Source organism: Primorskyibacter flagellatus, assembly GCF_014638275.1.
GTDB lineage: Bacteria > Pseudomonadota > Alphaproteobacteria > Rhodobacterales > Rhodobacteraceae > Pseudooceanicola > Pseudooceanicola flagellatus_A.
In genome coordinates, this window is record NZ_BMFJ01000002.1 from 266,909 (window position 1) to 292,544 (window position 25,636).

General features: G+C 66.4%; 28 protein-coding genes and 1 other RNA gene. 19 read left to right on the forward strand and 10 right to left on the reverse strand.

The window, feature by feature from the left end:
- Positions 1–157: 157 nt before the first annotated feature.
- The 3 genes from IEV87_RS15535 to IEV87_RS15545 are packed head-to-tail and all read left to right on the forward strand — an operon-like array spanning position 158 to position 3,251.
- Positions 158–607 carry a MarR family winged helix-turn-helix transcriptional regulator gene (locus IEV87_RS15535; RefSeq protein ID WP_188478743.1) on the forward strand — a complete coding sequence of 150 codons (450 nt, stop codon included), beginning with the start codon at positions 158–160 and terminating at the stop codon, positions 605–607.
- Positions 604–1,713: an HlyD family secretion protein gene (locus IEV87_RS15540; RefSeq protein ID WP_188478744.1), complete on the forward strand. Its 1,110-nt coding sequence runs from the start codon at positions 604–606 to the stop codon at positions 1,711–1,713. The genes IEV87_RS15535 and IEV87_RS15540 overlap by 4 nt, the downstream gene beginning before the upstream one ends.
- Complete coding sequence (locus tag IEV87_RS15545; protein WP_188478745.1) at positions 1,710–3,251, forward strand: DHA2 family efflux MFS transporter permease subunit; 1,542 nt, start codon at positions 1,710–1,712, stop codon at positions 3,249–3,251. The genes IEV87_RS15540 and IEV87_RS15545 overlap by 4 nt, the downstream gene beginning before the upstream one ends.
- 93 nt (positions 3,252–3,344) lie before the next feature.
- Here IEV87_RS15545 and IEV87_RS15550 read toward each other — a convergent pair whose 3' ends face one another.
- Together IEV87_RS15550 and rnpB are read right to left on the reverse strand one after the other, a co-directional pair.
- On the reverse strand, positions 3,345–4,148 hold the full coding sequence (locus IEV87_RS15550) for a PRC-barrel domain-containing protein (RefSeq protein WP_188478746.1): 804 nt from the start codon (positions 4,146–4,148) through the stop codon (positions 3,345–3,347).
- 241 nt (positions 4,149–4,389) lie between these two features.
- Positions 4,390–4,802: RNase P RNA component class A (gene rnpB, locus IEV87_RS15555), an RNA gene on the reverse strand.
- 140 nt (positions 4,803–4,942) lie between these two features.
- Here rnpB and IEV87_RS15560 point away from each other — a divergent pair.
- From IEV87_RS15560 to IEV87_RS15625, 14 genes are all read left to right on the forward strand, one after another.
- Positions 4,943–6,166, forward strand: a complete 1,224-nt coding sequence (locus IEV87_RS15560) for an MFS transporter (RefSeq protein WP_188478747.1) — start codon at positions 4,943–4,945, stop codon at positions 6,164–6,166.
- A 61-nt stretch (positions 6,167–6,227) separates the two neighbouring features.
- Positions 6,228–6,683, forward strand: coding sequence for a universal stress protein (locus IEV87_RS15565; RefSeq protein ID WP_188478748.1), 456 nt, complete (start codon positions 6,228–6,230; stop codon positions 6,681–6,683).
- The gene (locus IEV87_RS15570; RefSeq protein ID WP_188478749.1) at positions 6,680–7,066 is read left to right on the forward strand and encodes a VOC family protein; all 387 of its coding nucleotides are present in this window, start codon (positions 6,680–6,682) and stop codon (positions 7,064–7,066) included. Before IEV87_RS15565 ends, IEV87_RS15570 begins: the two co-directional genes overlap by 4 nt.
- A complete protein-coding gene (locus IEV87_RS15575) occupies positions 7,063–7,584 on the forward strand; it encodes an alpha/beta fold hydrolase (RefSeq protein ID WP_188478750.1) in 522 nt (173 codons plus the stop codon). The genes IEV87_RS15570 and IEV87_RS15575 overlap by 4 nt, the downstream gene beginning before the upstream one ends.
- Positions 7,585–7,732: 148 nt before the next feature.
- Positions 7,733–8,296: a NifU family protein gene (locus IEV87_RS15580; RefSeq protein ID WP_188478751.1), complete on the forward strand. Its 564-nt coding sequence runs from the start codon at positions 7,733–7,735 to the stop codon at positions 8,294–8,296.
- Positions 8,297–8,306: 10 nt separating this feature from the next.
- Positions 8,307–8,882 carry a tRNA (adenosine(37)-N6)-threonylcarbamoyltransferase complex dimerization subunit type 1 TsaB gene (tsaB, locus tag IEV87_RS15585; protein ID WP_188478752.1) on the forward strand — a complete coding sequence of 192 codons (576 nt, stop codon included), beginning with the start codon at positions 8,307–8,309 and terminating at the stop codon, positions 8,880–8,882.
- Between the two features lie 7 nt (positions 8,883–8,889).
- Positions 8,890–9,303 (forward strand): GNAT family N-acetyltransferase, encoded by a 414-nt coding sequence (locus tag IEV87_RS15590; protein WP_188478753.1) that lies wholly within the window; start codon positions 8,890–8,892, stop codon positions 9,301–9,303.
- A gap of 147 nt (positions 9,304–9,450) precedes the next feature.
- Positions 9,451–10,455 (forward strand): BMP family lipoprotein, encoded by a 1,005-nt coding sequence (locus IEV87_RS15595; protein WP_188478754.1) that lies wholly within the window; start codon positions 9,451–9,453, stop codon positions 10,453–10,455.
- A 280-nt stretch (positions 10,456–10,735) separates the two neighbouring features.
- The gene (locus IEV87_RS15600) at positions 10,736–12,340 is read left to right on the forward strand and encodes an ABC transporter ATP-binding protein (RefSeq protein WP_188478755.1); all 1,605 of its coding nucleotides are present in this window, start codon (positions 10,736–10,738) and stop codon (positions 12,338–12,340) included.
- Positions 12,333–13,427 carry an ABC transporter permease gene (locus IEV87_RS15605; protein WP_188478756.1) on the forward strand — a complete coding sequence of 365 codons (1,095 nt, stop codon included), beginning with the start codon at positions 12,333–12,335 and terminating at the stop codon, positions 13,425–13,427. The genes IEV87_RS15600 and IEV87_RS15605 overlap by 8 nt, the downstream gene beginning before the upstream one ends.
- A gap of 3 nt (positions 13,428–13,430) precedes the next feature.
- Positions 13,431–14,054, forward strand: a complete 624-nt coding sequence (locus IEV87_RS15610) for a LysE family translocator (protein WP_188478757.1) — start codon at positions 13,431–13,433, stop codon at positions 14,052–14,054.
- 3 nt (positions 14,055–14,057) lie between these two features.
- Positions 14,058–15,026 (forward strand): ABC transporter permease, encoded by a 969-nt coding sequence (locus IEV87_RS15615; RefSeq protein WP_188478758.1) that lies wholly within the window; start codon positions 14,058–14,060, stop codon positions 15,024–15,026.
- Positions 15,027–15,081: 55 nt separating this feature from the next.
- Complete coding sequence (locus IEV87_RS15620) at positions 15,082–16,008, forward strand: sulfite exporter TauE/SafE family protein (protein WP_188478759.1); 927 nt, start codon at positions 15,082–15,084, stop codon at positions 16,006–16,008.
- Positions 16,005–16,763, forward strand: coding sequence for a TIGR02186 family protein (locus IEV87_RS15625; RefSeq protein ID WP_188478760.1), 759 nt, complete (start codon positions 16,005–16,007; stop codon positions 16,761–16,763). The genes IEV87_RS15620 and IEV87_RS15625 overlap by 4 nt, the downstream gene beginning before the upstream one ends.
- A 5-nt stretch (positions 16,764–16,768) precedes the next feature.
- On the opposite strand, the gene IEV87_RS15630 is transcribed toward IEV87_RS15625, so the two are convergent.
- The 7 genes from IEV87_RS15630 to IEV87_RS15660 all read right to left on the reverse strand — a co-directional run bounded on the left by IEV87_RS15630 (position 16,769) and on the right by IEV87_RS15660 (position 22,269).
- A complete protein-coding gene (locus IEV87_RS15630) occupies positions 16,769–17,662 on the reverse strand; it encodes a lysophospholipid acyltransferase family protein (protein WP_188479483.1) in 894 nt (297 codons plus the stop codon).
- Positions 17,663–17,737: 75 nt separating this feature from the next.
- The gene (locus IEV87_RS15635) at positions 17,738–18,016 is read right to left on the reverse strand and encodes an HPr family phosphocarrier protein (protein WP_188478761.1); all 279 of its coding nucleotides are present in this window, start codon (positions 18,014–18,016) and stop codon (positions 17,738–17,740) included.
- A gap of 9 nt (positions 18,017–18,025) precedes the next feature.
- Complete coding sequence (locus tag IEV87_RS15640) at positions 18,026–18,418, reverse strand: PTS sugar transporter subunit IIA (RefSeq protein WP_188478762.1); 393 nt, start codon at positions 18,416–18,418, stop codon at positions 18,026–18,028.
- 63 nt (positions 18,419–18,481) lie between these two features.
- Positions 18,482–19,384 carry an RNase adapter RapZ gene (rapZ, locus tag IEV87_RS15645; protein ID WP_188478763.1) on the reverse strand — a complete coding sequence of 301 codons (903 nt, stop codon included), beginning with the start codon at positions 19,382–19,384 and terminating at the stop codon, positions 18,482–18,484.
- Between the two features lie 15 nt (positions 19,385–19,399).
- Positions 19,400–19,831 (reverse strand): HPr kinase/phosphorylase, encoded by a 432-nt coding sequence (locus tag IEV87_RS15650; protein ID WP_188478764.1) that lies wholly within the window; start codon positions 19,829–19,831, stop codon positions 19,400–19,402.
- A 14-nt stretch (positions 19,832–19,845) separates the two neighbouring features.
- Entirely contained in the window at positions 19,846–21,567 is a 1,722-nt protein-coding gene (locus IEV87_RS15655) for a sensor histidine kinase (protein ID WP_188478765.1), read from the reverse strand.
- Positions 21,568–22,269, reverse strand: a complete 702-nt coding sequence (locus tag IEV87_RS15660; RefSeq protein ID WP_188478766.1) for a response regulator transcription factor — start codon at positions 22,267–22,269, stop codon at positions 21,568–21,570.
- A gap of 362 nt (positions 22,270–22,631) precedes the next feature.
- Here IEV87_RS15660 and IEV87_RS15665 point away from each other — a divergent pair, with 362 nt between their 5' ends.
- Together IEV87_RS15665 and IEV87_RS15670 are read left to right on the forward strand one after the other, a co-directional pair.
- A complete protein-coding gene (locus IEV87_RS15665) occupies positions 22,632–24,230 on the forward strand; it encodes a phosphoenolpyruvate carboxykinase (protein WP_188478767.1) in 1,599 nt (532 codons plus the stop codon).
- A gap of 7 nt (positions 24,231–24,237) precedes the next feature.
- Positions 24,238–24,801, forward strand: a complete 564-nt coding sequence (locus IEV87_RS15670; protein ID WP_188478768.1) for a DUF3859 domain-containing protein — start codon at positions 24,238–24,240, stop codon at positions 24,799–24,801.
- Here IEV87_RS15670 and IEV87_RS15675 read toward each other — a convergent pair.
- Positions 24,798–25,568 carry a sulfite exporter TauE/SafE family protein gene (locus IEV87_RS15675; RefSeq protein WP_188478769.1) on the reverse strand — a complete coding sequence of 257 codons (771 nt, stop codon included), beginning with the start codon at positions 25,566–25,568 and terminating at the stop codon, positions 24,798–24,800. The two genes, IEV87_RS15670 and IEV87_RS15675, sit on opposite strands and share 4 nt — an antisense overlap.
- Between the last annotated feature and the right edge of the window lie 68 nt (positions 25,569–25,636).

A 25,636-nucleotide genomic window follows, 5' to 3' on the forward strand; every position in this document is an offset into this window, starting at 1 on the left:
TCCGGCCCCCTCCTGCGTTTTCCCGCGCAAGGATCATCGCCTCGTTCATCCGACCCGACAGCCGTGTCGGCCGCGCAGTTGCAGGAATCACCGGTGGCAGGGGGGTTAAAACATACGGACCACTACTATATGGCTCCGTATCAAAAGGGGGTGCCCCATGATGCGCGACGTCGCGATGCTTATGCATGAAACCGCCGGCCTGATGCGCCGCCGCTTTGAACAGGAGGCGCGGCCAAGCGGCCTGACCCTGCTGCAATGGCGCGCCCTGAGCCTGCTTGAGAAAAGCGGCCCCCTCCGGCAGGTCGCGGTCGGTGAGGCGCTGGAAGCCTCCGCCATGGCGATCAGCGATCTGGCGGAGCGGCTGCAGGCGGCCGGTTATGTCTCCCGCGAGCCCGACCCGCGCGACAACCGCGCAAAAACCCTGTCGCTGACCGCGGACGGCGCCCGCAAGGTGACCGAGATGCACGACGCCGCCACCGGCATATTCACCGAGATCTTCGACGGCGTGACAGAAGCGGAGGCCGACGCCCTGCGCAGCGCGCTGACCCGGATCAAGACCAACCTTGGCGGCCCCGACGAACCGCCGGCACGAGGATCCCGCAGATGAACGCGAAACCCGGCGCAATGGACGACGCCACCCCCGCCGCACCCGAATCCATCACCCCGGCTAGGACGGAACCCGCCGCCAGATCACCCCGCGCGCGCCGCCGCCGGGCGCTGATCCTGTCGGTCCCGCTGGTCCTGGCGCTGGCGGGCGGGGCCGCGTGGCTGCTTGGCGGGCGGTACGTGACCACCGACAATGCCTATGTGCATCAGCGCATGATCTCCGTTTCCCCGGATGTCAGCGGCCGCATCACCGAGGTGCTGGTTACGGAGAACCAGACCGTCCCCGCCGGCACCCCGCTCTTCCGGCTCGACGACAGCGGCTACAGGATTGCACTGGACAGCGCAGAGGCGCAGCTTGCCGCCGCCCGGCTCTCTGTCGCGCAGCTTCGCGCCGCCTACCAGACCGCCGCCGCCCAGCTTGACGCGGCGGAGGCGATCAAGGACGTCCAGCAGCGGGAACTGGAACGCCAGCAGGAACTGACCGCGCGCGGTGTCGGCTCTCAGGCCTCGCTCGACGACGCGACGCTTGCCAACCGCAGCGCCGCCAATGCCGTTGCCGTTGCACAGCGCCAGCTGAACGCCGCAGCCGCCGCCCTCGGCGGCGATCCGGAGGCCGAAACCGATACCCTGCCAGCCGTCCGCACCGCACTCTCCGCGCGCGAAGCCGCCGCCCGCGACCTCGCCCATACCGAAATCGCGGCCCAGACCAGCGGTACTGTGAGCCAGATCGAAAGCCTGAACATCGGCCAGTTCGTCGCCGCCGGAACCGGGGTCGCCACGCTGGTGGACGGATCGGACAGCTGGATCGAGGCGAATTTCAAGGAAACCCAGCTTGCCGCCCTGACAGAGGGGCAGCCTGTCACCATCGGCATCGACGCCTACCCGGACGCCGACCTGCACGGAGAGGTCGAAAGCTTCGGGTCCGCCACCGGATCCCAGTTCTCGCTGATCCCGGCGCAGAACGCGACCGGCAACTGGGTCAAGGTGGTCCAGCGCGTGCCCGTCCGCATCCGGATCGACGACGCCTCGGCCACCCGGCTGCGCGACGGGATGAGCGTGCATGTCTCCGTCGACACGGGCCATTCCCGGCTGGACAACCTGAGATGAGCGACGACCTTCCGCCGACGCCGGCCTCCGGCAGCGCCCCGGCGCAGGGCGGGCTGTCGAAGCCGAACGTGGTGGTCGCCGCGCCGGGCCTGCTCACCGCCTCCATCATGGTCGCGACGGTGATGCAGGTGCTCGACACCACCATCGCCAACGTAGCGCTGCCGCACATGGCCTCCTCTCTCGGCGCGACGCAGGAGGAGATCACCTGGGTCCTGACCTCCTATATCGTCGCCTCCGCCATCGCCACGCCGCTGACCGGCTGGTCGGCGGACCGGATCGGGCGGCGCTCGGTGTTCTTGGGGGCCATCGCCGGGTTCATCCTGACCTCCGTGCTCTGCGGCATCGCGACCTCACTGCCCGAGATGGTGGTGTTCCGCATCTTCCAGGGCGTTTTCGGAGCGGCGATCATCCCGCTGGCGCAGGCCACGCTGCTGGACATCAACCCGAAGGAAAAGATCGGTCAGGCCATGGCGATCTACGGGGCCGGGATCATGGTCGGCCCGATCGTCGGCCCCACGCTCGGCGGCTACCTGACCGAGGTCTTCAACTGGCGCTACGTCTTCTTCATAAACCTGCCCGTGGGCATCCTCGCGCTGTTCGGCGTTGCCGCCTTCATGCCGAAGGAGGCCACGCGGGAACGCCGCTTCGACATCATGGGCTTCGCCTATCTTGCCGTCGCCGTCGGGTCGCTTCAGCTCATGCTCGACCGGGGCCAGTCCGCCGGATGGTTTGAATCGGTCGAGATCATCCTCTACGCCGGGTTGATGATCTCCGGCCTCTGGGCCTTCGTCATCCATTGCTGGGGCGCGAAGGATCCCTTTGTCGACCTCGCCATGTTCCGTGACCGAAACTTCGTCATGGGCCTGATGTTCATCTTCCTGATCGGGATGACCCTCTTCTCCGGCCTCGCCCTGCTGCCGCCGCTGCTGCAGAAGCTCATGGGCTATCCGGTCATCACCACCGGCCTCGTGATGGCGCCGCGGGGCGTCGGCACCATGATCTCCATGATCCTCGTCGGGCGGCTGGTCGGACGGTTCGATCCCCGCGCGCTGGTGCTGTGCGGGCTCGCCATGACGGCCTGGTCGCTGCACATGATGTCGGGGTTCGAGACCGGGATGGACAGCCGTCTCATCATCCTATCCGGCGTTTTGCAGGGCTTCGGCCTCGGCTTCGTCTTCGTCCCGCTCTCGACCCTGACGTTCGCCACCATCGCGACGCGCTTCCGGGGCGATGCGACCGCCATGTTCTCTCTGGTGCGAAACATGGGGTCGGGCGCAGGTATCTCCATCGTCACCGTGGTCCTTGCGCGCATGTCCACCGTGAACCATGAGGAACTTGCCGCCACGCTCACCGCTCAGTCCGGCGCGGTGCGCGACACGGTGCCGGGGCTGCTGCAGGGCACCCCGTTGTATGCCGCCGTCGCCGATGCATTGGTCAGCCAGCAGGCGGCTATGCTGGCCTATATCGACAACTTCTTCCTGATGCTGATCCTGACACTGGCCACCGTGCCGATCGTCCTCTTCCTGCGGAAACCCTGAACTTTCCCCGGTACGAAACAGACCGCGTCACCATCCCCCGGGACACGAAAAAGGGGGCGGAAAGTCCGCCCCCTTCCCCTCGATGAACGAGCGTTACTCGATCGGCTGCGTCGTGCCGCCCGAGATGCCGCCCATGGTGTCACCCGAACTCTGCATCGAAGCCCGGTCGGCCTCTGCCTTCTGGTCGGCGGCAGAGACGAACTCCTGCGCGTTCTCAAGGTCCGTCCGGGTGGCCGAGGTCACCAGACGCGGCGAGCCGTCATTGTCGATAACCTGAAGCGAGGCCATCTCGACCGCGACTTCACGCTCGCCCATTCCGAGGAAACCGCCGACGCCGATAACGACACCTTCCACCTTGCCGTCAAGGCCGATGATCAGGTCATTGATGTCGCCCACGTTTTCGTCAGCACCGTTGTAAACGGTCGCGCCAAGAAGATCCTCTGCAAGCACCGTGTCGGCATCCTGCATGGTGATCTGGCCTTCGACCGGCTTGGCCGGTTCCTCTGCGGCAAGCTGTTCGTCCTCACCGATCACGGCGTCGCTGTCCGCAGCCATGTTCGTCCCGTCGTCGGCAGGCGCCATGCTGTCGGTCGCCACATCCGATCCTTCGTCCGTCACCGGAGCGGTCTCATCCGTCGCCACGTCGGAGGACTCATCGGTCGGCGCCGCTTCGTCCGTCGCCACATCCGACGACTCGTCCGTCGGTGCGGTGGAGTCCGTGGCGGTATCCGTAGACGTGGAGTCCGTCATCGGCGCGGCATCGGTCGCCGCCGGATCGGTCTGTTCGACCTTGGGCTGTTCGGCAGCACCTTCGCTCTGGGCAAAGGCCACGACCGGGGTTGCGGCAATCAGCGCGATCATCGCGCCACGGCTGGCAGTCTGGAGCAGGGTTTTCATGTCGTCTTCTCCTCTCATGCGAACCCGCTGGTCAGGTCTGCCCGGCGTCCGGCTGTTGTCGGTGCGGGGAAGGGCGGGTCCTTCTGGCAGCCCAACACCGGCAAACCGACCGCCGTTCCGCAGCCCCGGAACGGCGTTGGCGGAAACTGGCGCGCGGCGGTGCAGAAAAGCGGCGGGTTCCCTCCCACGATCACGAAAACGTAGGGAAATCTTCCGGAACCCGGTCGTCGGGACAAGAATAACGCACGGAGAGCCTGTAAGCCGGATTCTGTTCCCCGGCCCGTCTCCGGGTGCCGGTTCGATGACCATTCCTCTGGACGCGCGGTTGCCCGACGTCTCAAGCTGCCAACCCGAACCTCCGGGCCAGGGCGGCCCTGCGGCGGTATCGGCTCTCCCGAAGAAGAAGCCGACCGGCCCCGCGCGAGGTTCCTATTCGGCATTGCTCCTGGTGGGGCTTGCCATGCGGGTCCGGTTGCCCGTCCCCCGGTGCGCTCTTACCGCACCGTTTCACCCTTACCCCCGAAGACCGGAGGCGGTCTGTTCTCTGTGGCGCTGTCCCTGGGGTCGCCCCCGCCGGGCGTTACCCGGCACCATTGCCCTGTGGAGTCCGGACTTTCCTCGGGGCCGAAACCCCGCGGCCATCCGGCCCTCCGTGCGCCACAGCGGTTAGCCGCAACCCGCCCCCTCAGTCAACCTGCAAGCACGGACCTGCGCGTCACGCCATTGACCGCAGGGTAAGCGCGGCGCACAAGACTGGACGGATCGGTCCAATTCGGTGAGTCCCGGTGAATCCCATGCCCCTGCCTTCCCGCCCCTCGGACACAACGCTGATCGTGATCGGCGCCGCCGTGCTGCTCAGCCTCGCCATGGGTCTGCGGCAGAGCTTCGGCATCTTCATGCAGCCGCTTGCCACCGACCTCGGAATTGCCGTGGCCGACTTCACCCTCGCCATCGCCATCCAGAACCTGATGTGGGGCGTGACCCAACCCTTCGCGGGCGCGCTGGTGCCCCGGATCGGGTTCCGGGCAATCATGCTGGCCGGCGCCGTGCTCTACCTGACCGGCCTCACCGGCCTGTCCATGGCGGGCTCACCGGGGGCCGTGCTGTTCTTCGCCGGCTTCTGCATCGGCCCCGCCATGGGCTGCGCGGGCACTGCGATCACCATGTCCGTCACCTCGCGCGCGGTGCCGGCCGCCCGGCGCAGCCTGTTCCTCGGTATCATCTCGGCCTCCGGATCCGCCGGGGCGCTTTACGCCGCACCGATCGGCCAGTGGCTGAACACCCATATCGACTGGCGCGCGGGGGTCACCGCCTTTGCCGTGATGGCCTGCGTGATGATCCCCGCAGCCTGGATCGCCGGACGCATCGACCGCCGCCCCCTGCCCCCGGCCGCCCCCGGCACCACCGACGCGGGAACCGCCGGGCAGGCACTGAAAAAGGCCCTCGCCAACCCGGCTTTCGTCGTCATGGCTCTGGCCTATTTCGTCTGCGGCATGCAGCTGATCTTCCTGACCACACACCTGCCCGCCTATATCGCGCTCTGCGGGCTGGACCCGATGCTGTCGGCCACCGCGCTGGCGCTGATCGGCGGCTTCAACATTCTCGGGTCGCTCTTTTTCGGCTGGGCCGGGGGGCGCTGGAACAAGCAGATGCTGCTCGGGATGATCTACATCTCCCGCTCTTTCGTCGTGGCCTGGTACTTCGTGCAGGTGCCGACCCCGGCCACCACCATGCTGTTCGCCTCGCTCATGGGCTTCCTCTGGCTTGGCGTCGGACCGCTTGTCGCCGGATCGGTGGCCGAGATGTTCGGACTCCGCTGGCAGGCGATGATCCAGGGCATCGCCTTCATGTCCCACCAGTTCGGCAGCTTCACCGGGGCATTCGGCGGCGGCTGGCTGTTCGACCTGACCGGAAACTACACGCTGGCCTGGCAGATCGGCGTCGGCATGGGCCTGACCGCGGGCGTGATCCAGACCGCCTTTGCCCTGGGCCGCCCGCCCGCGCCGACCCCCGCCTGAAATCCGCAATCGACACCGCCCGCCCCCTCCGTCATTATCCCGCCGGAACGGGAGGTCCCAGATGCGCAAGTTCCTCGTCATCCTAGACGACAGCCGCGAATGCCTGAACGCCATGCGCTTTGCCGCCATGCGCGCGGCACGGACCGGCGGCGGCGTCGCCATCCTGTCGATCATCCCGCCCGAGGAGTTCCAGCACTGGATCGGCGTCGCCGACATCATGCGCGAAGAGGCCCGCGAACGGATCGTGGTCCATTACGAGGTCTTCGCCAAATGGATGCGCGACCGTCAAGGCATCGACCCCGAACTGGTGATCCGCGAAGGCGAACCGGTGTCCGAAATCCTCGCCCAGATCCGCGAGGACCCGGACATCGGCGTGCTCGTCCTCGGCGCGGGAACCGAGAAATCCGGCCCCGGTCCGCTGGTCAGCCAGATGGCCCGCGCCTCCGGCTCCCTGCCCGTGCCGATCACCATCGTGCCCGGTGACCTGTCCAAGGAAAAGCTCGAGGCAATCACATGAGCGCACGGCTGCATGCCGTCGCTCTCGTCGTGCCCGATTACGACAACGCCATCGCCTTCTACACCGGCCCGCTGGATTTCGATCTCATGCAGGACACCGACCTCGGCAATGGCAAGAGATGGGTGCTCGTCCGCCCGAAGGGAGGCGACACCGCCCTCCTCCTCGCCCGCGCCGTCAATGACGATCAGCGCGCCGCCATCGGCAACCAGACCGGCAGCCGAGTCGGCTTCTTCCTCCACACGGACGACTTCGCCTCCGACCACGCCCGCATGACCGCCGCCGGCGTGACATTCGAGGAACCGCCAAGGCACGAACCTTACGGCACGGTCGCCGTCTTCCGCGACCCCTTCGGCAACAGATGGGACCTGCTCCAGCTCACATGATCCCGCTCTATTTCGCCCATGGCGCCGGGGCCGGCCCGACGGACCCGCTCCTGCCGGCGCTCCGCGCCCGTCTCGGCGCGGGTTACGCGATCACCGCCCCCGATCTCGGCCCGCCCGAGCCCGGGGAATGGGCCCGCCGCATGAAAGCCGACCTCACGGCCTTGCCCGACGGGGCGCTGCTTGTCGGCCACTCCCTCGGCGCCTCGCACCTGCTGAAGTGTCTGGCAGAACTCGGCCCCGCCGTCCGCCCCCGCGCCCTCGTCAGCCTTGCCGCGCCGCTCTGGGGTATGCCGGGCTGGGATGCCAACGGCTTCGCCCTGCCCGCCTGGGCGCCCGAGGCCCTCGCCCACCTTCCCCTGCGCATGTTCCAGTCCCGCGACGATGAGGTGGTCGCCTTCGATCACCTCGCCGCCTGGGGCCGCCTGCTCCCGCATGCGCGCCTTTATCCGCTGGACAACCAGACCCACGTCTTCACCGGCGATCTCTCTGCCATTGCCATCGCCATCTCCGAACTCTGACCCTTCATCTTGCCCGAAATACTTGGGGGGCCGCGCCTGCGCGGCGGGGCGGAGCCCCTCCCGGGACACCAAATTAGAACCGTTCCAAATCTTGACTTCCCGCGCCCGGAAGCGCACATAGGAAGCCTGACACAAAGGGGACCCGCAGATGTTCATTCAGACCGAATCCACGCCGAACCCGGCGACGCTGAAGTTCCTGCCCGGCCAGACCGTGCTCGACGCCGGCACCGCCGACTTTCCCTCTGCAGAAACCGCCGGCAAGTCGCCGCTCGCCAGCCGTCTCTTCGGCGTCGACGGCGTGACGGGCGTCTTCTTCGGTGCGGATTTCGTGACCGTGACCAAGGCCGACGCGGTCCAGTGGGACCACATCAAGCCCGCCCTGCTCGGTGCGATCATGGAACACTTCCAATCCGGCGCCCCGGTCATGGACACCGGCGAAACCGCCGCCTCCGGCCATGCGGAACACACGGGCGAGGACGGCGAAATCGTCGGCCAGATCAAGGATCTGCTGGACACCCGCGTGCGTCCGGCCGTGGCGCAGGACGGCGGCGACATCACCTTCCACGGCTTTGACCGCGGCGTCGTCTACCTGCACATGCAGGGCGCCTGCGCCGGCTGCCCGTCCTCGACCCTGACCCTGAAGATGGGGATCGAGAACCTGCTGCGCCACTACATCCCCGAGGTGACGGAGGTCCGTCCCGTCGCCGTCTGACCGGCGCGGGATGCTCACCCTCGGCTTCGACACCTCGGCAGGCCACTGCGCCGCGGCCCTGCTTTCGGGCGACGTCATCCAAGGCGCTCGCGCCGAGGAGATGACGAAGGGCCAGGCGGAGGCGCTGTTTCCGCTGCTGGAAGCGCTGCTCTCCGATGCGGGCAGAACCTGGGCCGACCTCGACCGCATCGGCGTCGGCATCGGCCCCGGCAACTTCACCGGCATCCGCATCGCCGTCTCCGCCGCGCGCGGCCTGGCGCTGTCGCTCGACATCCCGGCCATCGGGGTGTCCACCTTCGACGTGATCGCGCAGACCGCCCCGGACCGCCCCGCCGCCGTTCCTGCGCCACGCGGCATGATCTATCTGCGCACCACACCCGGTGCTGACCCGCAGCTCGTCGCGGCAGAGACCGCGCCCGGCGTCGCCCTGCCCCCGCCGCCCGCCGACTGGGCCGCCGCCATCGCGCGCCATGCCGCCGGTACCACGCCCGGAGCCTCCCCCGCCCCGCTCTACCTCCGCCCCGCCGACGCGGCCCCGGCGCGCGACGCCCCGCCCGACATCGTCGCGGACGCGGCGCAGTCATGACACGCCCATGACCCCGGCCCAGCTCGCCACGCTTCACGCCGCCTGCTTCACCACCCCCCGCCCCTGGAGCGAGAGCGAATTCGCCACGCTCCTCGCCTCTCCCTACACCTTTGTCACCGGATCACCGGATGCCTTTGCCATGGGACGGGTCGTTGCCGGGGAGGCAGAGCTCCTGACCATTGCGACCGCCCCCGCACGCCGCCGCAGCGGACTGGCGCGCACCTGTCTCGCCAGGTTCGACGCCATGGCGCGCGACCGGGACGCAGAGATCGCCTTTCTCGAGGTTTCGGCCGAAAACGAAGCGGCCATCGCGCTGTACGCCGCCACCGGATGGACCGAGCGTGCGCGCCGCACGGGCTACTATACCGCGCCGGACGGCCGCCGGATTGACGCCCGGATTCTGGGCAAATCCCTCGCATGACGTGACGCAATATTCAGCGATGGCCCAAGGTTATCGCCGGATTCACCCTTGACCCCCGCTTGGGGCGCGGACTTAATTCCAGATGATCAACCACGATCCTTGCCTGCCGGAGGGGACCAACCCTCTGCTGCCAATTGGGAGAAAACCATGACCCTGATGACCAAATTCCTCGGCGCCGCCGCTGCCGCCGCGCTTTCCGCCGGTACCGCGCTCGCCGACCCCGCGCTTGTCTACGACCTCGGCGGGAAGTTCGACAAATCCTTCAACGAGGCCGCCTACAACGGTGCGGAACGCTGGGCCAAGGAAACCGGCGGCACCTACAAGGACATCGAGATGCAGTCCGAAGCGCAGCGCGAACAGGCGCTCCGCCGCTTTGCCGAGGCCGGGTTCAACCCGGTCGTGACCACCGGCTTCTCCTTCTCCACCCCGATCGCCGCGATCGCCAAGGACTACCCGGACACCAAGTTCGTCACCATCGACGGTTATGTGGACCCGGCGGAATACCCGAACGTGAAGTCGATCCTCTTCTCCGAACACGAAGGCTCCTACCTGGTCGGCATGATGGCGGCGATGGCATCGAAGTCCGGCACAGTGGGCTTCGTCGGCGGCATGGACATCCCGCTGATCCGCAAGTTCGCCTGCGGCTACGCACAGGGCGTGAAGGCCGTGAACCCGGACGCCACTGTGATCTCCAACATGACCGGCACCACCCCGGCCGCCTGGAACGATCCGGTGAAGGGGTCGGAACTTGCCAAGGCCCAGATCGGCCAGGGCGCGGACGTGATCTATGCGGCCGCCGGCGGCACGGGTCTGGGCGTCCTGCAGACCGCCGCGGACGAGGACATCCTCTCGATCGGCGTCGACTCCAACCAGAACCACCTGCACCCGGGTAAGGTCCTGACCTCCATGCTCAAGCGTGTGGACAACGCCGTCTATGAATCCATGACCGCGGGCGCGGACCTGGAAGCCGGCGTCGAGGTACTGGGCCTGGCGGAAGAGGGCGTCGGCTTTGCGCTGGACGACAACAACGCATCCCTCGTCTCGGACGAGATGAAGGCCGCGGTCGAGGATGCGAAAGCCAAGATCGCCGCAGGCGAGATCGAGGTCCACGACTATTCCTCGGACGACACCTGCCCGGCACTGACGTTCTGATCCGGCTCGACATCTTGGGGGCTGCGCACATGCGCGGCCCTTTTCCGACCCTCGGCTTCCCAAGCCATATGCAAGGTAGGGGCATGGCGCTTCGTTCGAGCCGCATCGCCCGGCGGCAGGCCGGGCAGCGCCCGACCCTCCCTCCGGGAGGGCGCATCTTCGCCGCCCCGATCCGGACAACCGTATTGAGCGCGAAACCCCTGCACGCCGATCCAGATCTGCACGCGCCCACCCAGGGTCGGGCGCTTCCCTTATCACTTCCCGCGCAAAGGTCGCTGCATTGACCGACACCGCCCCCGCCATCGAACTCAAGGGCATCTCCAAGGCCTTCGGTCCCGTCCAGGCGAACAAGGACATCTCCATCCGCGTCATGCCGGGCACGATCCACGGCATCATCGGGGAAAACGGCGCGGGCAAGTCGACGCTGATGTCAATCCTCTACGGCTTCTACAAGGCCGACCGGGGCGAGATATTCGTCAACGGCAGCAGGACCGAAATCCCCGACAGCCAGGCCGCCATCGCCGCCGGCATCGGCATGGTCTTCCAGCACTTCAAGCTGGTCGAGAATTTCACCGTGGTCGAAAACGTCATCCTCGGGGCCGAGGACGGGGCGATGCTGACCCCCTCCATCGCCAAGGCCCGCAAGTCGCTGAAACAGCTGGCCGAGGAATACGAGCTCAACGTCGACCCGGACGCCCTGATCGAAGACCTTTCGGTCGGCCACCAGCAGCGCGTGGAAATCCTCAAGGCGCTCTACCGCCAGGCCGACATCCTGATCCTGGACGAACCGACCGGCGTGCTGACCCCGGCCGAGGCCGACCACCTGTTCCGCATCCTCGACAACCTGCGGAAAGAAGGAAAGACCATCATCCTGATCACCCACAAGCTGCGGGAGATCATGGAATATACCGATACCGTTTCCGTCATGCGGCGCGGTGAGATGACCGCCACCGTCAGGACCGCCGAAACCTCGCCCGAGGAACTGGCGGAACTGATGGTCGGCCGCAAGGTGCTGCTGCGCGTCGACAAGAAGCCGGCCAGCCCCGGCAACATCGTCCTGTCGGTCAAGGACCTGCGCGTCACCGACGGCGCGGGCGTCGAACGGGTCAAGGGCATCAGCTTCGATATCCGCGCCGGCGAGATCTACGGCATCGCGGGCGTCGCCGGGAACGGCCAGTCCGAACTGATGGAGGTGCTGGGCGGCATGCGCTCCGGCACCGGTACGATCACGATGAACGGCGAGACCATCGACCTGACCGGCACCCGGTCCGACGGCCAGTCCCGCCGCGCGCGCGGCATCGGCCACGTCCCGGAGGACCGGCATGACGAGGGGCTGATCCTGGACTACACCGCCTGGGAAAACACCGTTTTCGGATACCACCGCGACCCGCAATGGGCGCTCGGCCCCCTGATGAACAACGCCGCCATCGTGAAGGAAGCGGCGGCAAAGATGGAGCGGTTCGACGTCCGCCCGCCGATCCCGACGCTGAAGGCCAAGAACTTTTCGGGCGGCAACCAGCAGAAGATCGTTCTGGCGCGCGAGATCGAGAAGAACCCCGACCTGCTGCTTGTCGGCCAGCCGACGCGCGGTGTCGATATCGGCGCGATCGAATTCATCCATCAGGAAATCATCCGCCTGCGCGACGAAGGCAAGGCGATCCTTTTGGTTTCGGTCGAACTGGACGAAATCCGCTCGCTCTCCGACCGGATTGCGGTGATGTTCGACGGCAGGATCATGGGCGAACGCGACCCCGGCGCAACCGACGAACGCGAGCTTGGCCTCATGATGGCGGGGATCTCCGGCGAACCCGACAAGCCGGACTGGAAGGCCGTGGAGGAAAACCTCGAAGCGGTGGAGCACGGAGAGGCCCCGAAGCATGGATAAGATGCCCGCCTGGGCCGATGTGGTCCTGATCCCGCTGATCTCCCTCCTGCTGGCCGCACTCCTCTCGGCGCTCGTGATCCTCGCCATAGGCGAAAACCCGGTCGAGGCGTTCCAGCTGATGGTCGAGGGCGCGCTGATGCGCTCCTCGGGCTGGGGCTATACCCTCTACTACGCGACGAACTTCATCTTCACCGGCCTCGCCGTGGCCGTCGCCTTCCACGCCCGCATGTTCAACATCGGCGGAGAGGGGCAGGCGATGCTCGGCGGGCTCGGCGTGGCGCTGGCCTGTCTCTATGTGCCCTGGCCGCACTGGACGCTGGCGCTGCTCGGCTCCACCGTCGGCGCGGCGCTGTTCGGGGCGGCCTGGGCGCTCATCCCGGCCTATCTTCAGGCGAAACGCGGCAGCCACATCGTCATCACCACGATCATGTTCAACTTCATCGCCGCCGCGCTGCTGAACTACCTGCTGATCGGCCTGCTGAAACCACAGGGGTCGATGGAGCCCGCCTCCGCCAAGTTCGACCCCGCCTTCGCCTTGCCGACCTTTCAGGACATGTTCGCCTCCGAAGGCAATCCGCTGTTCCGGGGCGCACCGGCAAATGTCAGCTTCTTCCTCGCCCTCGCCGCCTGCCTGATCGTCTGGCTGCTGATCTGGCGCACCCGGCTCGGCTATGAAATCCGCGCCTACGGCTGGTCCCAGACGGGCGCGAAATACGCCGGCATCTCGGGTACCAAAATCATCATCGTCTCCATGCTGATCTCAGGCGGCCTCGCCGGTCTGATGGCTGTCAACACCACGCAGGGAGAGGCCGAGCGGCTGATCCTCAACATGACCGAAGGCGCGGGCTTCATCGGCATCGCCGTGGCGCTCATGGGGCGCAACCACCCGTTCGGCGTGCTCCTCGCCGCGATCCTCTTCGGCTTCCTCTATCAGGGCGGGGCGGAACTTGCGCTCTGGACCTCGATCCCGCGCGAACTGATCGTGGTGATCCAGGCACTGGTGATCCTGTTCACCGGGGCGCTCGACAACATGGTGCGGATGCCGCTGGAACGGGTCTTCCTCGCCCTCAGACGGTCGGAGGGCTGACCGATGGACTACCTCCCCGGTTTCCTCGCCGCCTATTCCATCCTGCTGGTCGCGGTGTTGTCGCCCGGCCCTGCCGTCGCCATGCTGCTTGGCCTCGGCCTGTCGCGCGGGCGCGGCACAGCCCTGATCGCCTCGGTCGGGATCGCGGCGGGATCGTCGACGATCGCCGTGGTCACGCTGCTCGGCATGGGGCTGGTGCTGCAACAGGCGGCCTGGGCGATCACGCTGATGCGCATGATCGGCGCGGCCTACCTGCTGTGGCTGGCCATCGGCGCATTCCGCAAGGCGCTGAACCCGCCAGAGGTCACACCGGCCGAGATGCCCCCGCTCTCCGCCCCCCGTGCCTTCCTGACGGGCTACCTGCTGCAGGTCACCAACCCCAAGGCCATCGTCTTCTGGATCGCCATCGGCGCAGTCGGGGCCACCAACGGCGCGTCCGCCTCCGTCACGCTGCTCTTCCTGCTCGGCGCCTTCGCGATCTCCCTCGCAGGACACGGCTTCTACGCCATCGCCCTGTCCGCCGCCCCTGTGCGGCGGGCCTATCAGCGCGCACGGCGCGGTGTGGAGGTGACGCTTGGAATGCTCTTCACCCTGTTCGCCTTCAAACTGGCCACGTCGAGGGGCTGAGACATGGACTTCATCACCATCCTCCAGGTTCTCGACTCAACCATCCGGCTGGCCACCCCGCTGCTGCTGGCCTGCCTCGCCGGGCTGTTTTCGGAACGCGCAGGCATCTTCGACATCGGGCTCGAGGGCAAGATGCTCTTCGCCGCCTTCTTCTCCGCCGCGACAGCCTACCTGACCGGATCTGTCTGGCTCGGGCTGCTGGCCGGGATCGCCGCGTCGATGGTGCTGTCAGGCCTGCACGGTGTCGCCTCGATCACCTTCCGTGGCAACCAGCTGATCTCGGGCGTGGCGATCAATTTCCTGGCCGCCGGGATGACCGTACTGGTCGCGCAGGACTGGTTCGCGCAGGGTGGCCGCACGCCCTCCCTGTCCGGCGCGGCACGGTTCAACCCTGTGACCCTGCCGCTGGCGGAAACGCTCAAGGACGTCCCAGTCATCGGCCCGATCTATCATGAGCTGATCTCGGGCCACACGATCCTTGTCTACCTCGCCTTTCTGATGGTGCCTCTGACCTGGTGGATCCTCTACCGCACCCGTTTCGGCCTGCGGCTGCGGGCGGTTGGCGAAAACCCCGCCGCCGTGGACACCGCCGGTGTCTCGGTCGTCGGGCTGCGCTATGCCGCCGTCGCGATCTGCGGCCTGCTCTGCGGGGTCGCCGGGGCCTACCTTGCCACCGCGCTGCAGGCAGGTTTCGTCAAGGATATGTCCGCGGGCCGGGGCTACATCGCGCTCGCCGCCCTGATCTTCGCGAAGTGGCGACCCTGGTACGCGCTCTCCTCCACCCTGCTGTTCGGCTTCCTGCAGGCCATCGCGCTGCGCCCGGACCTGATCCAGAACACCGTCGGCATCCGGGTGCAGGTGCAGCTTCTCGACGCGCTGCCCTACATCCTCACGGTCATCATCCTGGCCGGATTCGTGGGCAAGGCGATCCCGCCCCGCGCCGGCGGAGAGCCCTACGTCAAGGAACGCTGATCCCTCCGCCGCATGAGCCCTTGCGGCAGTGCGGCACAGGGGCTTAGGAAGGATCATGCAACTCTACCTGCCGATAGCCGAAGTCTCGGTGAACGTCTTTCTCCTCTTCGGGATCGGCGGGCTCGTGGGTGTCCTGTCGGGCATGTTCGGCGTCGGCGGAGGCTTTCTGATCACCCCGCTGCTGTTCTTCGTCGGCATCCCCCCCGCGGTGGCGGTCGCGACATCGGCCAACCAGATCGTCGCCTCCTCGGTCTCGGCCGTTCTGGCCCATCTCAGACGCAAGACCGTGGACCTCAAGATGGGCACCGTCCTGCTGGTCGGAGGCCTGATCGGGTCCTTCCTCGGCATCCTCGTCTTCAACTACCTGCGCAGCCTCGGGCAGGTCGATCTGCTGGTGAACCTCTGCTACGTCGTCTTCCTCGGCACCGTGGGCATGCTGATGTTCGTGGAAAGCCTGCGCGCCCTGCGCCGGGCCAAGCGCAAGCCGGGCACCGCCGGTCCCGCCCGCGCGCGCCGTCACAACGGCTGGATCTATGCGCTGCCGCTGAAGATGCGGTTCCGGACGTCCGGGCTCTATATCTCCGTCATTCCGCCGGTGCTGGTCGGCATGGCGGTTGGCGTGCTGGCGGCGATCATGGGGGTGGGCGGCGGCTTCATCATGGTTCCGGCCATGATCTACCTGCTGCACATGCCGACCAAGGTGGTGATCGGCACCTCGCTGTTCCAGATCATCTTCGTCACCGCCTTCACCACCCTGCTGCACGCCATCACCAACCAGACCGTCGATCTGATGCTGGCCGTGATCCTGCTGCTTGGCGGCGTCATCGGTGCCCAGTTCGGCACCGGCATCGGCGCGCGGCTCAAGGCCGAACAACTGCGCATCCTGCTGGCCGTTCTGGTGCTGGCGGTCTGCGGCAAGCTCGCCTTCGACCTGCTGGTGCCGCCGGACGAGCTCTACGAAATCTCCACGGGGGCGTCATGATCCGCGCCCTCGCCCTTCTGCTGCTGCTCGCCACGCCCCTCGCCGCGCAGGAGGAGGTCGTGCTGGGCATGAACCAGGACAATGTCCGCATCACCGCCGATTTCGACGGGTCGGACCTGCTGATCTTCGGCGCGGTGAAGCGCGAAAGCCCGATCATCGACCCCGAGCTGGAGGTGATCGTCACCCTCGCCGGACCCGAAACGCCGGTGACCCTGCACCTCAAGGCCCGCCGCGCCGGTATCTGGGTCAACGCCGAAACCGTGCGCATCGCCGCCGCGCCCAGCTTCTACGCGGTCTCCTCAACAGGCCCCCTGAACGAAATCCTGCGCCGGACCGAAGACCTGCGCCACTCCATCACCATCCCCCGCGCGATCCGTTCCGTGGGCGCCGCCTCGATGACCGAAAACCCCTCGGACTACATCGACGCCCTCATCCGAATCCGCACCGGGGAGCAGGTCTATCAGGACCTTGAAAGCAACGTTCAGCTGGATCAGCAGACCCTGTTCCGCACCCGGATCGCCCTGCCCTCCAACCTGACGGAAGGCAGCTACGACACCCGTGTCTTCCTGCTGCGTGAAGGCCACGTCGTGTCCCGCTTCGACACCACGATCGAGGTGCGCAAGGTCGGGCTGGAACGCTGGCTCTACATGATGTCGCAGGAAAATCCGCCAATTTACGGCATCCTGTCCCTGTCCATCGCGATACTTGCCGGTTGGGCGGCGTCGACGCTGTTCAGGATGATCCGGTCCGGCTGAAGGCCTTACGCCTGCGCGCTGCGGCCAAGCGCCAGCGTATGCTCCCGCAGCCAGGTCATGAAGCCGCGCGGATCCTTCGCCAGCAGTTCCATGTCCGACTCCGGGATCACCTCACCCACCACCGGGGCCTGCGGGCGGTTGCAGCTGTGCACGATCTCGTGCAGCAGGAAAGCCTGCCGCAGGATCGGGCTGATCCGGTTGGCCATCTGATACCAGCGGCTGTTGGCGCCGGGGAAGAAGATCGGCACCACCTTGGCACCGGACCGGCGGATCATCTGCGCGGTGAACACGTTCCACTCGGCCTCGATCGCCGGGCCGAACATGGTCCGCGACGATGCCACGACTCCCGAAGGGAACAGAGTGATGAGCCCCCCTGTCTTGAGATGCGCCATCGCGTTCGCCCGCATCTCCACCGACTTGCGCTGCGCATCCGCGTCATGCGGGAAAGGCACCGGAATCATGTACGACGACGCGACCTCGTCGATACCGGTCAGAAGCTGGCGGGTCAGGATCTTGTAGTCGTTGCGCACCCGCCCGATCAGGTCGGCCAGGATCATTCCGTCGACCATGCCATGCGGATGGTTGGCGACGACCACGACCGGCCCTTCGGTCGGGATGCGGGCCAGCTGAGCGGGCGGCGTCAGCAGGTCGATCCCCATCACGTCCAGCGTCGCCCGCCAGAAGGCCTGCCCCTGCGGCGCGCCCTGCTTCTCGAACTTGCGGATCATGCGGATGATGGAGACCTTGCCGGTCATCCATTCGATCGCCCGGATCAGGTTGCGCCGCCACGGATCCTCGAAAGAGGTCGAATAGGTCAGCGAACGCCGGTCATACTTCGTGAAAGTCACGTTTTCCGGCACCACACCACTCTGGGTCTGGCGGTTGGACCGTCGCGCCATGGCGATCCGGTTCTGCGTGCTGTCTACCAAGGGTCGCCCCCTCGCATTCCTGTGCCGGGCGCCGGGCCCGGCGGGTCACATGTCTTCGCCGAAGCGATCCGCCACAAGCGCCTGCAGCGCATCCGCCAGCGCCTCGGCATCCGGCCCCGAGGTTTGGACCTCAATAGTGCTTCCCTTTGACGCTGCCAACATCAAAAGCCCCATGATGCTGTCGCCGCCGGTGGACATGCCGTCGCGGCTCACCTCCGCCCGGGCGTCGAAACCTTCGACAACCTCGACCAGCTTGGCCGATGCGCGGGCGTGCAGCCCTTTCTCGTTCACGATCTTGAGCGTGCGGGTAATGGTCTGGCTCATGAACGGGATCTAGTGCGTACTGACGTTCTGGCTGTCAATATACTTGCGCCCGGCTTCCGTCGCGGCGCGCACCGCATCGCCGAGCGGTTTGTGCCGGCACTTCGCCAGCTTGATCAGCAACGGCAGATTGGCCCCGTAGAGGATCCGCCGGTCCTCGGGCCGGCAGGCCATCAGCGACAGGTTGGACGGAGACCCGCCGAACATGTCCACAACGACCACCACGCCGCCGCCCTGGTCCACGGAATCCGCCGCATCGCAGATTTCGGCCTGCTTGGCGCCCCGGTCGTGGATCGCGTCGATGGAAATCGTGCGGATCCCGTCCTGTTCACCCACGACATGCTCCATCGCGGCGAGGTATTCGCGCGCCAGACCGCCGTGTGCAACGATCACGATCCCGATCAAGGGCTGATGTCCTTCCCGATACGTCTCGGCCCGGATGGCACTGGATTTGTTCATACCCACCCCTCAGGCCCGCGCCGCACCGCGGCGCTCAAGCTCCCGGTGCCTAATTGACACCTGCCAGCCGCCCTCCGCAAGGGCCTTGGCCAGCCTTTCCGTCATGGTAACCGAACGGTGTTGCCCGCCGGTACAACCGAACCCGATGGAGAAGTAGCTCTTCCCCTCTTCCACATAGGCCGGCAGCAGCATCAGCGTCAGATCCAGCACCTTCCCGAAAAAGGCCGCGAACCTGTCGTCACCGGCGACATAGGCCTGCACCTCGCCCTCCAGCCCGGTCTTTCCGCGCAGGGACGCGTCCCAGTACGGGTTATTCAGGAACCGGGTGTCGAACACCATGTCCAGCCCGCGCGGCAGACCCCGCTTGTAGCTGAAGCTGTGCACCGATACCGCCAGCGCCCGTTGTTCGCTGACCGAGAACCAGTTGCCGATCTCGGCCTTCAGGTCGTGCGGAGACATCTCGGTCGTGTCGATCAGCACATCCGCCCGCACCCGGATCGGGGCCAGCAGATCCATCTCACGGTCGATGCCGTCGCGCGGGGTTTCGGCCGGAGCAATCGGGTGCCGCCGCCGGGTTTCCGAGAACCGGTTGACCAGCGTGTCGGCCGAACAGTCGAGGTAAAGCACCTCGAGCGGCCGCGTTCTGTCCGCGCCCCACGTGTCGATCACCTCGATCAGCGCGGCGGTCGAGAAATCCCGGTTCCGCACATCGATGCCAAGCGCCACGGGCCGCCGCACCGGGTCGCCCTCAAGCAGGCGCGGGACGAAGGACAGCGGCAGGTTGTCGATCGCCTCGTACCCCAGGTCCTCCAGCGCGCGGATCGCGGTCGTCCGGCCCGCACCGGACGGCCCGGTGACAAGCACGCGGCGGTCGGCAGTGGATGGTTCGATCTGCTGGCTCAGGATACCCATGGCTCACACGTCGGTTCAGGCATGACGCCCGCCTATCAGATATTGCAGGAGCGCCGGAACGAAATGCTGTGTACCGCTATTGTGAACCACAGGCAGGGAAACACCCAGTAAATTCTTTCTGCGCCGCGGCGGGAGACGGTCTGTTTCCATCTCGGCGACACTTACAAGCAACACTACAGGTACATCTTTGACGAAATCCGCGTTCAGGATGCCGACGCCCCGCGCCTCGATCCGCCCCGCGATAGTGTCGGGCGGGGCCGCCAGCACCTGATCCCCCTGACGTCGCAGCGTCACCCGGTCGTCCGCCACCAGCATCGCCCCATGGGCCATGAGCGCCAGTGCCAGCGCGGACTTGCCCGCGCCCGACGGCCCCTCGATCAGCACCGCGCGCCCCTGCAGGGCGACGGCGCTGGCGTGAACTGTGATCGTCTCGGATGGCTGGTCCATCCCGCACCCATGGCTCAGATCGGCAGGCCGACGACGAAGCGCGCGCCAAGCGGATCAGAGGTGATGTCGGCATCGGTCGGGCGGATGTTCTCGGCCCAGATCACGCCGCCATGCGCCTCCACGATCTGCTTGGAGATCGCCAGCCCGAGGCCGGAGTTGTTGCCGAAGTCGTTGGCGGGGCGGTGCGAATAAAACCGCTTGAAGATCTTCTGCAGCGACTGGTCGGGAATGCCCGGCCCGGTATCCTCGACCACCACCAGCACCCGGTTCTCGCGCCGCCGGGTCCAGACGCGGATGGCGTCGCCGTCCTCGCAGAAGCTGATCGCGTTGGTGATGAGGTTCACGAAGACCTGCGCCAGCCGCGCCTCCAGCCCGCGCAGGACGATGCTGTCCGGCGGCAGGTCGCTGATGAAGTCGATGCCCTTGTCCGAAGCCTGCTCGCCCAGGTATTCGCTGAGGTTCCTGAGCATCTTTACCAGATCGAAGGGCTCCTGCTCCTCCTTCACCAGCTCGGAATCGAGCCGGGAGGCGTTGGAGATGTCGGACACCAGCCGGTCCAGCCGCCGCACGTCATGGTCGATCACGTCAAGCAGCTGGTCGCGCTGATCGTCGCGCTTCGCCACCCGCAGCGTCACCACGGCAGAGCGGAGCGAGGCGAGCGGGTTCTTGATTTCATGCGCCACGTCGGCGGCGAACTGTTCGTTGGCGTCGATCCGTTCGTAAAGCGCCGCGACCATGCCGCGCAGCGCGCCCGACAGGCGCCCGATCTCGTCCGGGCGCGCGGTCAGATCGGGGATACGCACCCGCGCGGGCGACCGCGACTTGTTGTCCTTGTCGCGCCCGACCTCCGCCGCCGCGGCAAGGTCCGCCAGCGGGTTGGCGATGGTCGAGGCCAGGACAAGGCTCAGACCGATCGACACCAGCGTGGCGATCACGAACATCTCCAGCACCCGCTCGCGTTCGGCGCGCACCACCGCGTCGATCTGTCCGGCAGAGGACGCAAGCGCCACGGTCCCGACCGCAACCCCGTCCAGCATGATCGGCGATGCAACGGCGAGGAAGCTGCCGGCCTCCCCCCGTCCGACGCTGACCTGGGTTTCCCCAGTCAGGGATCCGGCGACGAGCGACCGCGCCTGATCCTCAACCGGGACTTCCGGCACATCCCGCTTGCCGGACGAAAAGACCGACGTCATGCCGTTCCAGAGGAAGGTCAGGAAATCGATGATGATCGTCTTGTCTTCGGCCGGATCGGAGACCCGCGCGCCGACGCCGTCCCGCTCTCCGGTCATGCGGCCGATCAGGTCGCCGGCCGTGTCGAAGACGTACAGGTCGATGCCCCGCCGCAGGTCCAGCCCTGCAAGCGTTTCGGCCACGTTGATGCCGGAACCCCCGGCCAGGTCCACGGGCGCGCCCGGCGCAAGCTGCGCCTCGAACACGTCCGAGATCAGCTCGGCCTCGCTCACAAGGCTGGCGGCGCGCTGCGTGACGAGGCTGTCGCGCGAGGCGGAGAGATACAGGATCCCCGCCACCAGCACGTTCAGCGCGATCAGGTTGAAGATGATGATCTTGCGCGTAAGCGGCGACGCCTTGAGAGAGAACAGGCCCCGCCGTTCGCGACGGGCGCGCAGTTCCTCGTCGACATTGGCGTTCGGCGCGACGAAATCGTCACCCAGCACCACGTCGCCGCTGGTGTCCGGCGTGTCGTCGCGCAAACTGATCCTTTCAGCGAGAGCCATTTACTCTTCGTTGTATCTGTACCCGATACCGTAAAGCGTCTCAATCGCGGAGAATTCCGGGTCGACCGACCGCATCTTCTTCCGCAGGCGCTTGATATGGCTGTCGATGGTCCGGTCGTCGACATAGACCTGGTCGTCATAGGCCACGTCCATCAGCTGGTCGCGCGACTTCACGAAGCCGGGACGCTGTGCCAGGGCCTGCAGCAGCAGGAATTCGGTCACGGTCAGCGACACGTCCATGCCCTTCCAGGTCACGGCATGACGCAGCGGATCCATCCGCAGCTCACCGCGTTCGATGACCTTGGTCTCCTCCGTCTCGGGGATCACCTCTCCGCCGATGGCGTCCTGGCGGCGCAGCAGCGCGCGGATGCGTTCCACCAGAAGACGCTGGCTGAACGGTTTCTTCACGTAGTCGTCCGCACCCATGCGCAGGCCGAGCACTTCGTCGATCTCGTCGTCCTTGGAGGTCAGGAAGATCACCGGCATGGAGGTCTTCTGCCGCAGGCGCTGCAGCAGATCCATCCCGTCCATGCGGGGCATCTTGATGTCCAGCACGGCCATGTCCGGCAGTTTCTTGTTGAAGGCGTCCAGCGCGGCCTGGCCGTCGTTGTAGGTCTCGACTTCGAAACCCTCTGCCTCAAGGGTGATGGCGACGGACGTCAGGATATTCCTGTCGTCGTCGACAAGGGCGATCTTCGACATCGCATTTTTCCTTATGCTGCTCGGCGTTCTTGCCTGTTTTTCGGGACTATCCGCCATTTCACTCTTTACAATCAATCCCCAAACGCGAATCGCCCATGCCCTCGCGTCAGGAATGTGGCGAAAATGTCTTAGAATTGCCTGAATTGTCTCCGGCCCGTGACCGGCTGTTGTCCGCTCGCAGGCGGTGATCCGCGGGTGATTGCGCTAAACCGTAGCTGGTGGCGCTAACCGCGGCAAAGCGGCCTGTTCATCCCGGCAAGCCCCATGTTATGACGCCCGCTATCGGCAGGACCCGCAGACCGGAATTAGCCGGACCGCGGGGGAGGAGACGCCGGCATCGCGCAGCTACAGGAGCTTGGCACATGACATCTGGACGGGTTAACCCCAATTTCCGCCTTGAAGATCAGGGGATCGCGGGCCTGGGCAATGTCTATTACAACCTGATGGAGCCCGCGCTGATGGAGGCCGCCGTTTCCCGCGGCGAAGGACGTCTCGGCCAGGGCGGCACCTTCCTGGTCACCACCGGCAAGTTCACCGGACGCTCACCCAAGGACAAGCACGTCGTGCGCACCCCCTCGGTCGAGGACACGATCTGGTGGGACAACAACGCCGCCATGTCGCCCGAAGGCTTCGACACGCTCTATGCCGACATGCTCGCCCACATGAAGGGCAAGGACTACTACGTGCAGGACCTCGTCGGCGGTGCAGACCCGGCCTATGCGATCAACGTGCGCGTCGTCTCCGAACTCGCCTGGCACAACCTGTTCATCCGCCACCTGCTGCGCCGCCCCGAGCGGGAGGCCCTTGACGGTTTCATGGCGGATTTCACCATCATCAACTGCCCCAGCTTCAAGGCCGACCCGGAGCGTCACAACTGCCGGTCCGACACGGTCATCGCCCTGAACTTCGACAAGAAGCTGATCATGATCGGCGGCACCGAATATGCGGGCGAGAACAAGAAATCCGTCTTCACCCTGCTGAACTACCTGCTGCCGGAAAAGGGCGTCATGCCGATGCACTGCTCGGCCAACCACGCCAAGGACAATCCGGTCGACGCCGCGATCTTCTTCGGCCTCTCCGGCACCGGCAAGACGACCCTGTCCGCCGACCCGAACCGCACGCTGATCGGCGACGACGAACACGGCTGGTCCGACCGCGGCACCTTTAACTTCGAAGGCGGCTGCTACGCCAAGACCATCAACCTCTCGCCCACGGCCGAGCCGGAGATCTACGCCACATGCTCCATGTTCGGCACCGTGATCGAGAACATGGTCTATGACGAAGAGACCTTCGAGCTCGACTTCGAAGACGCCTCGCTCACTCAGAACATGCGCTGCGCCTACCCGCTGGACTATATCTCCAACGCGTCGGAAACCGCGCTTGGCGGCCACCCGAAGAACATCATCCTGCTGACCTGCGACGCCTACGGGGTCCTGCCCCCGATCTCGCGTCTCACTCCGGCGCAGGCGATGTACCACTTCCTGTCGGGCTTCACCTCCAAGACCCCGGGCACCGAACGTGGCGTGGTCGAACCGGAACCCACCTTCTCCACCTGCTTCGGCGCCCCTTTCATGCCCCGCCGCCCCGAGGTCTACGGCAACCTGCTGCGCGAGAAGATCGCGAAGCACGGCGCGACCTGCTGGCTGGTCAACACCGGCTGGACCGGCGGCGCCTATGGCACCGGGTCGCGCATGCCCATCAAGGCAACCCGCGCCCTGCTGACCGCCGCGCTCGACGGGTCCCTGAACGAGGCGACCTTCCGCAAGGACCCGAACTTCGGGTTCGAGGTTCCGGTGACCGTGCCCGGCGTCGACGCCACCCTCCTCGACCCGCGCGCCACCTGGGCCGACAAGAAGGCCTATGACGCGCAGGCCTCCAAGCTGGTGAACATGTTCTCCGAGAACTTCGCCAAGTACCTGCCTTACATCGACGACGACGTGAAAGCCGCCGCGATCGGGTGAGCGCCGGATGAAGACCCTGCGCCTTACGGCCCCTTTCCTGCGCCTCGCCCTCACCGGCGGGGCGTTTTGCCTGACCGCCCCCGCGCAGGCCGAAACCTTCATCGCCCCTCCGGTCGTCGCGCTCGAATACGGCGTGGTCTGCGACTACAACCCGCAGGGAACCGACGTTCCTGCCCCGGACACCAACGCAGGCCGCGTCCGCAGCGGCGGTCCGGCCATTGTCTTCGACCTGCCCACGGATCAGGTCCCGGCAAAGCTTGGCATCGCCTTCGGCATCCACGTGACCTTTGCCGACGATGCAGGCGACCACGTCGTCACCATGGTGACCCGCCATCCCAGCTTCGGCCCCGGCTACATGACAGAGGAAAGCTGGCCCTCCACCATGAGCGGCGGAGAAAGCAGCGCGCGCTACTTCTACTTCGAATTCGATTACGAACTCGCCGCCGGCCCCTGGAGCATGGAGATCCTCCTCGACGGAGAGGTCGTGGCGCGACAGGACTTCATCGTGCACGACGGCCCCGTGGCGCAGGCGATCCTCGACACCTGTCCGACCGAGGGCCTGCTGTCCTAGCCCATGAGGCCGCGGCGGATCAGGTTGCCGCCCGCCACCAGCAGGACCACCAGCGTCGCCCGACGAAACGCCGCCTGGTCGATCCGGTCCTGCACCCGGAACCCGATGAACATCCCCGCAAGCGCAGGGATCACCAGCAGCAGCGAAAACGGCAGCGTCTCGGACCGGACCACGCCGCTCGCCATATGCGCGAAGAACAGCGCGACCGCGCCCAGCCCGTAGATCACCCCCTGCGCCCGCACGTGTTCCTTCTTGGGTATGTCGAGCGCGGTCAGATAGGCCACCGTCGGCGGCCCCCAGACCCCGGAGAACCCGCCGATGAACCCGGCGAACCCGGCGATGGCCCATTCGATCCACCGCGGCGGATTGTCACCCAGGGTCAGCACCTTTCCCATCAGCTGCGTCACCGCGAAGATCACGATCGGCACCCCGATCATCAGCAGCATCACGTCCCCGGGCAGCACCCGCACCAGCTGCGCCGACACCAGCAGCGCGACGAATCCGATCAGCAGGAAGGTCCGGAACCTGACGATCGACCCCCAGGCCGCCGCCAGCCCCTGCCGCAAGGCCTGCCAGCCGTTTGTCACCAGCGTCGGCAGGATCAGCCCGGCAAGCGCGAGTTCGGGCGAAACGAAGGATCCCATGCCCGAAATCATGATCATCGGCATGGCAAATCCCACCATGCCCTTGACCACGCCGGCGACGAATCCGACGATCAGGCAGGCGATCAGGGCGTGCAGCGGCACAAGGGCGGTCAGTGTATCCATGCCGGCGGCATACGCCCCCGCGCGGGGGACCGCCACTTGAAAAGCGCGCGCGCAAGATTAGGTCGCGC

Excerpts from the sequence above, each read along its gene's own strand:
- IEV87_RS15535 (WP_188478743.1), top strand. The coding sequence starts at position 158 with ATGATGCGCGACGTCGCGATGCTTATGCATGAAACCGCCGGCCTGATG.
- IEV87_RS15540 (WP_188478744.1), top strand. The coding sequence starts at position 604 with ATGAACGCGAAACCCGGCGCAATGGACGACGCCACCCCCGCCGCACCC.
- IEV87_RS15545 (WP_188478745.1), top strand. The coding sequence starts at position 1,710 with ATGAGCGACGACCTTCCGCCGACGCCGGCCTCCGGCAGCGCCCCGGCG.
- IEV87_RS15550 (WP_188478746.1), bottom strand. The coding sequence starts at position 4,148 with ATGAAAACCCTGCTCCAGACTGCCAGCCGTGGCGCGATGATCGCGCTG.
- IEV87_RS15560 (WP_188478747.1), top strand. The coding sequence starts at position 4,943 with ATGCCCCTGCCTTCCCGCCCCTCGGACACAACGCTGATCGTGATCGGC.
- IEV87_RS15565 (WP_188478748.1), top strand. The coding sequence starts at position 6,228 with ATGCGCAAGTTCCTCGTCATCCTAGACGACAGCCGCGAATGCCTGAAC.
- IEV87_RS15570 (WP_188478749.1), top strand. The coding sequence starts at position 6,680 with ATGAGCGCACGGCTGCATGCCGTCGCTCTCGTCGTGCCCGATTACGAC.
- IEV87_RS15575 (WP_188478750.1), top strand. The coding sequence starts at position 7,063 with ATGATCCCGCTCTATTTCGCCCATGGCGCCGGGGCCGGCCCGACGGAC.
- IEV87_RS15580 (WP_188478751.1), top strand. The coding sequence starts at position 7,733 with ATGTTCATTCAGACCGAATCCACGCCGAACCCGGCGACGCTGAAGTTC.
- tsaB (WP_188478752.1), top strand. The coding sequence starts at position 8,307 with ATGCTCACCCTCGGCTTCGACACCTCGGCAGGCCACTGCGCCGCGGCC.
- IEV87_RS15590 (WP_188478753.1), top strand. The coding sequence starts at position 8,890 with ATGACCCCGGCCCAGCTCGCCACGCTTCACGCCGCCTGCTTCACCACC.
- IEV87_RS15595 (WP_188478754.1), top strand. The coding sequence starts at position 9,451 with ATGACCCTGATGACCAAATTCCTCGGCGCCGCCGCTGCCGCCGCGCTT.
- IEV87_RS15605 (WP_188478756.1), top strand. The coding sequence starts at position 12,333 with ATGGATAAGATGCCCGCCTGGGCCGATGTGGTCCTGATCCCGCTGATC.
- IEV87_RS15610 (WP_188478757.1), top strand. The coding sequence starts at position 13,431 with ATGGACTACCTCCCCGGTTTCCTCGCCGCCTATTCCATCCTGCTGGTC.
- IEV87_RS15615 (WP_188478758.1), top strand. The coding sequence starts at position 14,058 with ATGGACTTCATCACCATCCTCCAGGTTCTCGACTCAACCATCCGGCTG.
- IEV87_RS15620 (WP_188478759.1), top strand. The coding sequence starts at position 15,082 with ATGCAACTCTACCTGCCGATAGCCGAAGTCTCGGTGAACGTCTTTCTC.
- IEV87_RS15625 (WP_188478760.1), top strand. The coding sequence starts at position 16,005 with ATGATCCGCGCCCTCGCCCTTCTGCTGCTGCTCGCCACGCCCCTCGCC.
- IEV87_RS15630 (WP_188479483.1), bottom strand. The coding sequence starts at position 17,662 with ATGGCGCGACGGTCCAACCGCCAGACCCAGAGTGGTGTGGTGCCGGAA.
- IEV87_RS15635 (WP_188478761.1), bottom strand. The coding sequence starts at position 18,016 with ATGAGCCAGACCATTACCCGCACGCTCAAGATCGTGAACGAGAAAGGG.
- rapZ (WP_188478763.1), bottom strand. The coding sequence starts at position 19,384 with ATGGGTATCCTGAGCCAGCAGATCGAACCATCCACTGCCGACCGCCGC.
- IEV87_RS15650 (WP_188478764.1), bottom strand. The coding sequence starts at position 19,831 with ATGGACCAGCCATCCGAGACGATCACAGTTCACGCCAGCGCCGTCGCC.
- IEV87_RS15655 (WP_188478765.1), bottom strand. The coding sequence starts at position 21,567 with ATGGCTCTCGCTGAAAGGATCAGTTTGCGCGACGACACGCCGGACACC.
- IEV87_RS15660 (WP_188478766.1), bottom strand. The coding sequence starts at position 22,269 with ATGTCGAAGATCGCCCTTGTCGACGACGACAGGAATATCCTGACGTCC.
- IEV87_RS15665 (WP_188478767.1), top strand. The coding sequence starts at position 22,632 with ATGACATCTGGACGGGTTAACCCCAATTTCCGCCTTGAAGATCAGGGG.
- IEV87_RS15670 (WP_188478768.1), top strand. The coding sequence starts at position 24,238 with ATGAAGACCCTGCGCCTTACGGCCCCTTTCCTGCGCCTCGCCCTCACC.
- IEV87_RS15675 (WP_188478769.1), bottom strand. The coding sequence starts at position 25,568 with ATGGATACACTGACCGCCCTTGTGCCGCTGCACGCCCTGATCGCCTGC.